Origin of the sequence: Pedobacter sp. V48 (assembly GCF_000523515.1) — a bacterium.
Classification (GTDB): Bacteria; Bacteroidota; Bacteroidia; order Sphingobacteriales; family Sphingobacteriaceae; genus Pedobacter.
On the sequence record NZ_AWRU01000006.1, the window covers coordinates 522069 to 533756 of the forward strand.

The following is an 11688-nucleotide window of genomic DNA, read 5'->3' on the forward strand; positions in this document are numbered from 1 at the left end:
ATTTAAAATATAAGCATTAATGAATGTTAAAATGTCAAATTAAGTCCAAGGATAAATGTCCTTGCAGTTGGATAGCCCAGGTAATCACCACCTTTAGTAAGTCCGGCGCCTTCGCTGCTCGTTTCCGGATCATATCCTGAATAATTGGTTATTGTAAATAAATTGCTTCCGGTTACGTATACACTTAAAGCCTTTACTTTAATTTTTTGGGTAAAATCTTCACTGAAATTATAGGCAAAATTTACATTCCTAAGCCTTAAATATGATGCGTCCTGAACCCATGCCGACGAAGGGTCCCTTTGCCAGCCCGAAGGAGTTCTTGTTGCTTTAAAGTGAATTCCATCTCCGGGTTCGTCAGCAGATCTCCATCTGCCAATTTGTTCTATCATCCCATTTCTGTCGCCATGATATATTCCAACCATTCTTTTATAGAAACTAAATAATTCTGCTCCATATGATGCCGTAAACTGAACTCCTAAAGAGAAATTCTTATATGAAAAGTTATTGGTTAGGCCGGTGGTAAAATCGGGATTATTGTTGCCCAAAATCGTTTTATCATTTTGATCTAAAATACCATCCTTATTGATATCAGCGTATCTGCCATCACCTATTTTATCTGCACTTAGGTGCGGATATTTGTTTAGTTCATCCTGGGTAAGGAATACGCCTTCATATTTGTAGCCATAAAAACTTGCAATAGGAGAGCCAACAGTTGTAATGAATGCATTATTTGCGTTAGGAGCGCTACCATAAATAGGACGGTTATCTGCCCCAACTTCCAAAACTTTATTTTTATTAAATGAAATATTAAAGTTAGTATTCCACTTAAAGTCACCTAGAAGGTTTCTGGTAGTAACCAAAAATTCCATACCTCTGTTTTGCACTTTTCCAATGTTCTGAATCTGGGTAGAATATCCTGTGATTACTGGTACCGGGACATTTAGCAAGAGATCAATAGACTGGCTGTCGTAAAAATCACCTTCAATTCTTATCCTGTCGTTTATTAACCCAAGTTCAAATCCAAGGTTATATTGTCTTGTTTTTTCCCATCCAAGATCAACGTTCGACATTGTACTTGGGTTGGTAGTATTTTGAAGTGTTCCTCCGGTTGGATAGAAGCCTGATGTTAAAAGGCCAATAGCGGAGTAATCGCCAATTCTGTTGTTACCTGAAATACCGAAACCTGCACGAATCTTAAGGTCGCTTATGGCTTTAATGTTCTCCATAAATTTCTCTTCAGAAACTTTCCATCCTGCAGAGAGAGAAGGGAAGGTTCCCCATTTTTTGTTCATACCAAAACGGGAAGAACCATCACCCCGAAAGGTGGCTGTAAACAAATACTTATTGTGGTATGCATAGTTGATCCTACCCAGGTAAGAGATCATTGAATATTCTGACTCATCACTAGATAAGGCATACATCGTGCCTGCATTGAGTGTGGTAATCTGGTCGTTGGCAAAACCACGGGCTTCACCGTACATATTCTTCAGATTGTGTTTTTGAGTAGTATAACCTACAAGGGCAGATAATACATGCTTATCAGAAAAGGTGCGTGAGTAATTTAAGGTGTTTTCAATTACCCAGTCATAATCTGATGCACGCTGATTTATACCTTTAGCCGGACGTGGGCCTTTAGAAGCGTCAAAATCTATAAAAGAAGCTTCAAAAATCTTTTGCTGGTTGTCCTGAATTCCTCCATTAATATTGATCTTATATTTTAGATCTTTAATGATTTCCCATTCAGCAAAAACAGTACCTAGCCAACCGTATCGATTTCTGGAATTTTGAACCTGCTCAGCCACACCGATTGGGCTGGCAACATCACCGGCAAGAATTTCCGGATTTCTAACCATTGAACCGTATGTTCCATCATCATTTCTTACGGGAAAAATTGGAGGCAATTGCAATGCAAACATTACCGGAGAGTATTTGCCGCTTTCCTGCTCCCTGCCTTTTGCTGAGAAGGCCAACATATTCATACCAAGGCTCAGATTCTTAGTGACCTTAGAGTTAATAGCCGAGCGAAAGTTAAAACGGTCGTAGTTTGTGCCTAGAACGATACCTTCCTGCTTGGCATAACTTCCAGAAAACATATATTGGGTATGTTCCGTTCCTCCAGAAACCGATAGTTCACTTTTTTGAGTTAAAGCTTTTCTGTATAAAAGATCTTGCCAATTGTTGTCGGGCATTTGTGCTACAGAGGCTGGGTCCATAAAGTTGTATTTATATCCTCCCGTACCATCAGGTATCATATATTGAGTACTTGCGCCAGAGTACAGGCTACGACGTGAGTTGGGGTCGGTAATTGAGTGGGGTTGTTGATTTGGATCTGATGTGATAACTTGTGCATCTAACCAAGCCTGGTTTCTACCATCAATAAACCACTGGACGTATTGATCTCTGTTCATCATCTCCATTTCTTTACCCAGTTCCTGAAACCCTATAAAAGTGTTGGCATTTATTGTTGGCGGGCCAACTTTGCCCTTCTTGGTGGTTACTATAACTACACCGTTTGCACCTCTTGAACCATAAATGGCTGTAGACGAAGCATCTTTTAAAACCTGGATACTCTCAATATCCGAGGTATTCAATAACCTGAAGGCATTGCCTTCCATCGGATAGCCATCCACAACATATAAAGGGTCATTGGATTGAGTAATTGAGCCAACTCCTCTAACTCTTATGGCTAGTCCCTCTCCACCCGGGGCACCACCAGTTTGCTGAACCTGAACTCCAGCCATTTGACCAGCAATGGCCTCGCCAAAGTTTAAAGCCGGCCGCTCTTTTATGCTTTCTGCTGATACAGATGATACTGCGGTAGTAACATCTGATTTTTTCTGGGTACCATAGCCTATAACAACTACCTCGTTAAGTGCCGAAGTTTCTTCTAACAGGGTTACGTTTATGGTTTGGTCACTGCCAATGGTTACTTCCTTAGTTGTATAACCCACCATGCTAAAGACAAGCGTACCAGTGTTGTCTGGTATTGAAATGGCGTACAGCCCTTCTCCATTCGTAACGGTTCCTATGGAGGTTCCTTTTAATTTGATACTTACGCCGGGGATGGAGATATTCTGTTTATCTACAACTCTTCCTTTTATTTCTTTAGCCCGGGATTTAGTTGTAGAAGGAGGAGGTCCGGATCTCCCTTCCTTCTTTTTGATAAGGATGTTTTTATTTACAATTTTAAATGCAAACGCGCTGTCTTTGAGACATTCTTTCATTGTCTCTTCAACTGTAGAATTTTTTACATTTAAACTGACGTTTCTTTCTTTTAGATCGTCGCTGTTGTACACTACGGAATATCCCGATTGTTGTTTAATAGCCTCAAAAATCTGTACTATTGGTGAGTTCTTTTTGGATATAGTAATTCTTTGTACTGGTTTTGCAGATACTTGCAAACAAGTGAGTAAAAGAAAGAGAATTGTTAAGATAGCACTAAAATTTACTGAAAATTTAAGTAGTGGTATAGTAAATACCGTTTCATATTGGTTTTGCTTCATTTGGATTAAGTTAATACTTGGTTAGTAGTAAAAAACTGAGGTTCCGATTTTCGGAAAAGGGATAATTAAAGGTTTTTATATGTTAAACCTTTTCATTGATTATTTAAAATTTCTATTTGGTTATAATTATTTTCTTTCTGTTTTGTGCATTTACAATGGTATACTTCAGATCGAAATAGCTCAGGATTTCTAAAGCATTTAGTGCGTTTGTATTTCGATGAATTTCACCCCAAAGTTTGATATCGGGTATAGGCCCCTTAAACTCGAAGTCAACATCGTACCAGCGTGCCAGTTGACGGACCACATTCTTGATGTCGGAATTTTGAAATTGGAATAATCCGTTTTTCCAGGCGATAACGTTTTCTGTTTTAACGCGATTAACTTGTATTATGCCATTGCCTTTTAAGTTAGATTGCTGGCCTGGTTTAAGTAGCGCTGATTTGTTGCTTTTAAGCTGCAAGATCCTGACGCTTCCTTCCAGTAGCGTTGTTTCAGTTGTAGGCTCGTCTTCATAACTGTTGATGTTGAAATGAGTTCCAAGTACTTCCACTTCCTGATCCTGGGTTAATACTTTAAATGGGCTGACTTTATTTTTTGCAACCTCAAAGTATCCTTCTCCTTTTAACTCAACTTCTCTTTTTTTTCCATTGAAGGACGTAGGGAATTTTAAGGATGAAAGTGCATTTAGCCAAACATGTGAACCATCAGGAAGGATAATTTGATATTGCCCGCCTTTTGAAGTTGTTATGGTATTTATGTTTTTGGGATTTATCAGGTTGGTTTGATTAGAAATTCGGGAGTATGAAATTACGCCTTCTTTGATTTTGGTAATTCTCATACCTCCCTGATCAGCTACTTTTCCAATTGGTGCAGTTTCCAGATATATTTTAGAACCATCTGTTAAAGTCAAAAAGGTTTTATTGATACCAGGCGCGAAATCCTTTTGATCGGTTTTTGCTGGAACCTGTACTACATAATTACCTGGGGCAGGCTTTTTAAAATAGAAATATAAGGCAGCAGATGTTGACAATACTAGGATTACAGCGGCTGCAACCCGCTGCCATTGGTATGTAGTTTTTGTTTTATGTGGTTGCGGTAAAGCATGGTAAATATCATAAAGATCTTTTTTTATGATATCGTCTGTCAATTCGACTTTAGCTTCTTTTTGAATTTTATTATAAACAGATTCTATCCAGGCTATTTCTTCATCAGTGCATTGTCCTGTCTGATATCTATTCAATAGCTCTTCTATTTTCTTTTTTTCCATGCTGACGGATCGTATAATTGTCCTTATTAATCTAAAGACCTTTAAGGAATGTCCAGGGTGTAGAAAAAAATGAAAATTTATTTGGGTAGCTTAAAGAAGCATTAATATTAGTAATGTAAACAGCACAAGAAAGGCCTCTAGTTTAAGTCTTAAAATTTTTAGGGCATTGTTTACCTGTTTTTTTACTGTACTCTCAGAAAGGTCTAGCTCATTGGCTATCTCTTTATGAGTGAGGTAAGATTTTCGGCTCATATTCAATATCTGCCGCATTTTGGCAGGAAGCTCATTGATATGGCTATCAATGATTTCTACAAGTTGTTTTTCTCTAATCACATAGTCTGTAACTATCTGCGTTTCAGTTGTATTGTTCTGTTGTAAGAGTGCAGAGTATTTTGATTTAACTTGCTGGTGGGAAATAGTCTTCAGTGCTTTGTTACGGACTGCCACATACAAGTATCCGGCAAGATTTGTATGTAATGTGAAATCCGATCTCCTGTTCCAGAGTGTGGTAAATACTTCCTGAACTAAATCTTTAACCTCATCTCTGTCTTGCAGTATTTTGTAGGCACTATTATATAAGGCAGAGGAATAGCGAATATATATTTCTGTGAAGGCGGCGTGGTCATCCTTTTTGAATAAAAGAACCAATTCATTGTCAGTATAAGATTGGTAGGATAACATGGTTATCTAAACATGAATTAGATTTGGTTAAGAAGGATGCAAGCTATTGCTCCACATCTGTTGTAACCAAATCTAATTAAATTTTAGACAAATGCAATAATGGAAGAGGCTGAGCTCTTACCCCTTATGCGTTTCAACCCACTTACGGGCGTTTACAAAGGCTTCCATCCAAGGTGTAACTTCATCTTTACGTTCTTTAGGGTAATTTGCCCAATGCCATTGGAATAATGAACGCTCAATGTGTGGCATCATTACCAGGTGACGACCAGACTCATCGCACATCATTGCCGTGTTATAATCTGAACCGTTCGGACTTGCAGGATAAGTTTCATAAGCATACTTTGCTATGATCTGATATTTATCTTCCGAGTAAGGCAATTGGAACCTGCCTTCACCATGTGAAACCCATACACCCAATGTAGTTCCTGCCAATGTAGAAAGCATAACTGAATTGTTTTCTTGTAGGGTTAATGAGGTGAATATACTTTCGTGTTTACCACTTTCGTTATGCAGCATTTTTGGTTTTTCTGCATGGTCTTTATTGATTAAGCCAAGCTCAACAAATAGCTGACAGCCATTACAGATTCCTACAGATAATGTATCTGGTCTGCTAAAGAAGTTTTCTAGTGCAATTTTAGCCTTTTCGTTGTACATAAAAGCGCCTGCCCATCCTTTGGCTGATCCTAAAACATCGGAGTTAGAGAAGCCACCAACCGCGCCAATGAACTGTATGTCTTCTAAAGTCTCTCTGCCTGCAATAAGGTCGGTCATGTGAACATCTTTTACGTCAAACCCTGCAAGGTACATGGCGTTAGCAAGTTCACGTTCAGAGTTGCTTCCTTTTTCACGAATAACAGCTGCTTTTGGTCTTGGTTTTGAAGCGTCAATAACCGGTTTCTTTCCGTCAAACTGAGCAGGGAAGTTGTATTTAAGTACGTGGTTTTTGTAGTTGTCAAAGCGTTCTTTTGCTTTTACAGGTCCACTTTGTCTTTTATCTAGCAGATAAGAAGTTTTGAACCATACATCACGTAAGTGATCAATGTCAAAAGATAAAGTATCTGAATTGTTTTTTACTTGTAAGCTGGCGGTTGAGGTAACTTCACCAATTTTGTGATAAGCAACACCATTTGCAGAAAGGGTAGCCTCAACATCCTCACTTGCCTGGAATACAATACCTATGTTTTCGGCAAAAAGTAACTTAATAATATCTTGCTCGCCTAAAGAAGAAAGATCTAACGATGCACCAAGATCACGATCTGCAAAGCAAAGTTCCAGTAAAGTAGTTATTAAACCACCGCTACCTATATCATGTCCTGCTTGTATTTTGTCAGCTTTTATTAATTGCTGAAGTGTATTAAAAGCATTTTTAAGTTGATCTGCATTTTTAACATCAGGTGTTTCATTGCCAATTCTGTTTAAGACTTGCGCAAATGAAGAACCGCCAAGTTTATAGCTGTCGTTAGATAGGTTGATGTAGTAAATTGAACCGCCATCTTTTTGTAAAACAGGCTCAACAACTTTAGTGATGTCGTTGCAATTTCCTGCTGCGGAGATAATCACAGTACCAGGTGCAATCACTTCATCTCCCTTATATTTTTGTTTCATCGACAGGGAATCTTTACCGGTTGGGATATTGATTCCTAAGCTGATTGCAAAATCAGAACAAGCTTTTACGGCTTCGTATAATCTGGCATCTTCACCTTCGTTTTTACATGCCCACATCCAGTTGGCTGAAAGGGAAACGCTTTTAAGCCCATCTTTTAATGGTGCCCACAGAATATTAGAAAGAGATTCCGCAATAGCAATACGACTTCCGGCTGCCGGATCAATTAACGCAGATAGGGGAGCGTGGCCTACTGACGTTGCAATGCCTTCTTTTCCCTGAAAATCTAACGCCATAACACCGCAGTTGTTAAGTGGCAATTGTAGTGGTCCGGCACATTGTTGTTTGGCAACGCGGCCACCCACACAACGGTCAACCTTGTTGGTTAACCAGTCTTTAGAGGCAACTGCTTCAAGCTGTAACACTTGTTCCAGATAAACATTTAACTGTGCTTTATCATAAGTAACCGGCTCGTATTTTCTATCAATGGTTTTGTCTTCCATGATCACCTTTGGAGAACTGCCAAACATGTCTTTTAGTTCAAGGTCCATAGGTTTAGCTCCGGTAGTTGCCGATTCAAATGTAAAGCGGTGATCGCCTGTAACTGTACCTACAGTGTACATTGGAGAGCGCTCACGATCTGCAATTTTTTGAAGTGTTTCTATATGTTCTTGTCCGATTACCAGACCCATACGCTCCTGAGATTCGTTACCAATAATCTCTTTAGCTGAAAGGGTAGGATCACCGACAGGTAATTTATCAAGATCTATTTTTCCACCGGTTTCTTCAACCAGTTCAGAAAGGCAGTTTAAGTGACCACCGGCACCATGATCATGTATCGATACGATGCTGTTATGATCGCTCTCAACCATGCCACGTACAGCGTTGGCTGCCCTTTTTTGCATTTCAGGATTAGATCTCTGAATGGCATTTAATTCAATTCCACTTCCAAGGGCGCCAGTATCCGCAGATGATACTGCAGCACCACCCATACCAATTCTATAATTTTCTCCTCCAAGAACAACAATTTTATCACCTTCAGAAGGTTTTTGCTTTTTTGCCTGGCTGGCCTTACCATAACCAACACCACCAGCAAGCATGATCACTTTATCGAAACCAAGTTTACGTCCGCCTTCTTCATGTTCGAATGTAAGCACGGAACCGGTGATTAGCGGTTGGCCAAATTTATTTCCAAAATCAGTTGCTCCATTAGAAGCTTTGATCAGGATGTCCATTGGAGTTTGGTATAGCCATTTTCTTTCTTCAACACCTTTTTCCCAAGGGCGATTTTCTTCCAATCTTGATAAGGCAGTCATATAAACTGCAGTACCAGCCAAAGGCAGTGAGCCTTGTCCACCTGCAAGTCTGTCTCTAATTTCGCCACCTGATCCGGTTGCTGCACCATTAAATGGTTCTACAGTTGTTGGGAAGTTATGTGTTTCTGCTTTTACAGAAATTACGGATTCAAAATCGCTGATTGCATAATAGTCGGGCTCATCAGCACGTTTAGGTGCAAACTGCTGAACTACCGGACCTTTAATAAAGGCAACATTGTCTTTATATGCAGAAACAATATCATTAGGGTTTTCTTCTGATGTTTTGCGGATCAGCTTGAAAAGAGATGTTGGCTGTTCTACACCATCGATAACGAATTTCCCGTTGAAGATTTTATGGCGACAGTGTTCTGAATTTACCTGAGAAAAACCAAATACTTCTGAATCTGTAAGTGCTCTTCCGAGTGTTTTAGAAAGACCATTCAGATACGCTACTTCTTCATCACTTAGTGATAAACCTTCCTGTTTATTATAGGCCGCAATATCGCCAACCTCAATAATAGGTTCGGGTTGTATATTAATGGTATATATATCCTGATTAAGCTCCTGGTATTTTTGAGATAGCATTGGGTCGAAATCAGAAAAACCTTCTTCTACTTTATGAAATTCTTCAATCCTGATGATTCCTTCGATGGCCATATTCTGTGTAATCTCTACCGCATTTGTACTCCATGGAGTTATCATTGCTGCTCGAGGTCCGACAAAAAAATCTGTTAATACGGTTTCTTGCTTTAATTTTGCACCGCCAAACAGCCATTCTAATTTTGTAATATCAGTATCGGATAAGTTTTGCGCGGTTTGTAAAGCGAAAACTGTATTGGATTGATTGGAGAAGAAATAAATCATTGTAGTGTTTTGAGCCGCAAATTTAGCGTTAAAATTTTAAAACCGCGAAGGTAGAATGTAATATATTCGCAGAAGCGTATGGGAAGTATTTTTAAATTTAAGCAGTTTGAGGTAAACCAATCGGGTTGTGCCATGAAAATTAATACTGACGGAGTGTTATTAGGTGCCGTTGTTCAAAAAAATGACACTAAACAAATACTCGATATTGGAACCGGTACGGGTGTTATTGCTTTAATGTTGGCACAGCGTTTTCCGGATGCACTTGTTGATGCTGTAGAAATAGATGAATCGGCAGCATTAGCAGCGGCTGCTAATTTTAGTAATTCTAATTTTTCTGCAAGAGTTAAAGCCTACCATTGTGCTATTGCAGCGTATAATACTGATATTAAATATGACTTGATTGTTTCCAATCCCCCTTATTTTGTTAACGACCTTAAAAATCCGGAACAAAGAAAAGGGATTGCAAGGCATGCTGATCAGGACTTTTTTGAGTTGCTGTTAATGAAAACTTCGGAGCTATTAACTGATGAAGGATGTATTTGGTTAATACTCCCGGTTAAGCAAGCGGAGTTTGTGGTTGAGCGGGCAGCAGCATTTAATCTGGTGCTTGGCGAAAGAATAAATGTTTGTTCTGATGAAAGTAAGCCGGTTTTCCGTCATATTATTTGCCTCCAGCGGAAAGTGGTTGCGCCAAAGATTAGTGATTTCTTCATTTACGAATCTGAAAAAATATATACCGAAGCGTATAAGAGATTACTTAAAGATTTCTTGCTGGCTTTTTAGTTGGATAAATATCATTATACATAGCTTTGTTTGATACATATTAAGAACATATACTTTGACTAAGATAGGCCTGATTTCTGATACACATGGATTTTTGGATCCAGCGGTTTTCAAACACTTTGCCGATTGCGATGAAATATGGCATGCGGGAGATTTTGGGCCCAATGTAGCCGAAGAGCTTGCTGCCTTTAAACCATTGCGTGGCGTTTACGGAAATATTGATGGTAAAGAGATTAGAGCCCTTTACCCTGAACACTTGCGTTTCAATTGTGAAGACCTTGATGTATGGATAACACATATTGGTGGTTATCCGGGGAAATATGCTCCACAGGTAAAGGGTGAAATATACACTAAGCCTCCGAAATTATTTATTACCGGGCATTCACATATTTTAAAGGTTATGTACGACAAGAAAATCGATTGTTTACATATAAATCCCGGTGCAGCAGGGAATTCGGGCTGGCACAAGATTAAAACTTTAATTAGATTTTCTGTTTCAGAAGAAAAAATACATAACTTAGAGGCCATAGAAATAGGCGTTAGATAACGTATTAAATACACTAAGTATATGTCAGGTATAAAAACACTGGGTCAATTTATAATAGAAAAACAGGCCGATTTCCCTTATGCAAAAGGAGAGCTTTCAAGATTGCTGCGGGATATTGGTATTGCCTCCAAAATAGTTAACCGGGAGGTGAACAAAGCAGGTCTGGTTGATATACTGGGAGCAGCCGGAACCATGAATATTCAGGGTGAAGGTCAACAGAAGCTTGATGTATATGCTAATACGCAATTTATAAGTGCGCTGACCAGTGGTGGTGAATGTTGTATTGTTGCAACTGAAGAAGAGGATGAGTTTGTGAAAATTGATTCGCCAGTATCTAAAAATGCCAAATACATAGTGTGTATTGACCCGCTCGATGGTTCTTCTAATATTGATTGTAATGTTGCTGTAGGTACTATTTTCTCGATTTACAGAAGAAAATCTACAAACGGAGAGGCTACTTTACAGGATGTTTTGCAAAAAGGGACCGAGCAGGTGGCCGCCGGTTACGTGATTTATGGATCCTCTACCATGTTGGTGTATACTACAGGTAAGGGGGTGAACGGTTTTACCTTGGATCCTTCCATCGGAGAGTTTTGCTTATCCCATCCAAATATGAAGATACCCCCAAATGGGAATATTTATTCCTTAAATGAAGGAAACTATGTGCATTTTCCGGAAGGGGTAAAAAAATATCTAAAATATGTACAGGTTGAAGATGCGGCCACCAATAGGCCGTATACATCGAGGTATATTGGATCGATGGTAGGCGACATTCATCGGAATTTAATAAAGGGAGGCATATATATTTATCCTACCACCGCCCGATCTCCTAACGGGAAATTGCGGTTATTGTATGAATGTAACCCAATGGCTTTTATAGTTGAACAAGCAGGAGGAGTTGCTTCGGATGGTTTTAACAGGATATTGGAAATAGAACCAACAGAATTACATCAGCGCACAGCTATATTTATAGGGTCAGAACATATGGTTCATGTTGCAGAGTCATTAATGTTGGAATTCTCGTCTGAGAAAAAATCAGATTCCCGTTATGTTTCTGGTACTGAGGCTAAACTGGAGCAAATGGGAGTAGTTGGCGGCATAGATTAATAGATGCCTTTTGTTTA

7 protein-coding genes are annotated in these 11688 nt (G+C 39.1%); 3 read left to right on the forward strand and 4 right to left on the reverse strand.

Annotation, left to right across the window (positions count from 1 at the left end; genetic code table 11):
* Window positions 1-26: 26 nt before the first annotated feature.
* The 4 genes from N824_RS07525 to purL all read right to left on the reverse strand — a co-directional run bounded on the left by N824_RS07525 (window position 27) and on the right by purL (window position 9234).
* Window positions 27-3503: a TonB-dependent receptor gene (locus tag N824_RS07525; protein WP_084498225.1), complete on the reverse strand. Its 3477-nt coding sequence runs from the start codon at window positions 3501-3503 to the stop codon at window positions 27-29.
* 112 nt (window positions 3504-3615) lie between these two features.
* Window positions 3616-4770, reverse strand: a complete 1155-nt coding sequence (locus N824_RS07530) for a FecR family protein (protein WP_052334075.1) — start codon at window positions 4768-4770, stop codon at window positions 3616-3618.
* A gap of 90 nt (window positions 4771-4860) precedes the next feature.
* Window positions 4861-5451 (reverse strand): RNA polymerase sigma factor, encoded by a 591-nt coding sequence (locus tag N824_RS07535; protein WP_048904496.1) that lies wholly within the window; start codon window positions 5449-5451, stop codon window positions 4861-4863.
* A gap of 117 nt (window positions 5452-5568) precedes the next feature.
* The gene (gene purL, locus N824_RS07540; RefSeq protein ID WP_048904497.1) at window positions 5569-9234 is read right to left on the reverse strand and encodes a phosphoribosylformylglycinamidine synthase; all 3666 of its coding nucleotides are present in this window, start codon (window positions 9232-9234) and stop codon (window positions 5569-5571) included.
* 132 nt (window positions 9235-9366) lie between these two features.
* Here purL and N824_RS07545 point away from each other — a divergent pair, with 132 nt between their 5' ends.
* Genes N824_RS07545 through fbp form a run of 3 tightly spaced genes read left to right on the forward strand, consistent with a single transcriptional unit; the run spans window position 9367 to window position 11671 of the window.
* Window positions 9367-10017 (forward strand): tRNA1(Val) (adenine(37)-N6)-methyltransferase, encoded by a 651-nt coding sequence (locus N824_RS07545; protein ID WP_235207020.1) that lies wholly within the window; start codon window positions 9367-9369, stop codon window positions 10015-10017.
* Between the two features lie 55 nt (window positions 10018-10072).
* Window positions 10073-10564 (forward strand): metallophosphoesterase, encoded by a 492-nt coding sequence (locus tag N824_RS07550; RefSeq protein WP_048904499.1) that lies wholly within the window; start codon window positions 10073-10075, stop codon window positions 10562-10564.
* Between the two features lie 21 nt (window positions 10565-10585).
* Window positions 10586-11671, forward strand: coding sequence for a class 1 fructose-bisphosphatase (gene fbp, locus N824_RS07555; RefSeq protein WP_048904500.1), 1086 nt, complete (start codon window positions 10586-10588; stop codon window positions 11669-11671).
* Window positions 11672-11688 lie beyond the last annotated feature (17 nt).

Bases quoted from the DNA above. Each gene is read 5' to 3' on its own strand.
- N824_RS07530 (WP_052334075.1), bottom strand. From the start codon at position 4,770: ATGGAAAAAAAGAAAATAGAAGAGCTATTGAATAGATATCAGACAGGA.
- purL (WP_048904497.1), bottom strand. From the start codon at position 9,234: ATGATTTATTTCTTCTCCAATCAATCCAATACAGTTTTCGCTTTACAA.
- N824_RS07525 (WP_084498225.1), bottom strand. From the start codon at position 3,503: ATGAAGCAAAACCAATATGAAACGGTATTTACTATACCACTACTTAAA.
- fbp (WP_048904500.1), top strand. From the start codon at position 10,586: ATGTCAGGTATAAAAACACTGGGTCAATTTATAATAGAAAAACAGGCC.
- N824_RS07535 (WP_048904496.1), bottom strand. From the start codon at position 5,451: ATGTTATCCTACCAATCTTATACTGACAATGAATTGGTTCTTTTATTC.
- N824_RS07545 (WP_235207020.1), top strand. From the start codon at position 9,367: ATGAAAATTAATACTGACGGAGTGTTATTAGGTGCCGTTGTTCAAAAA.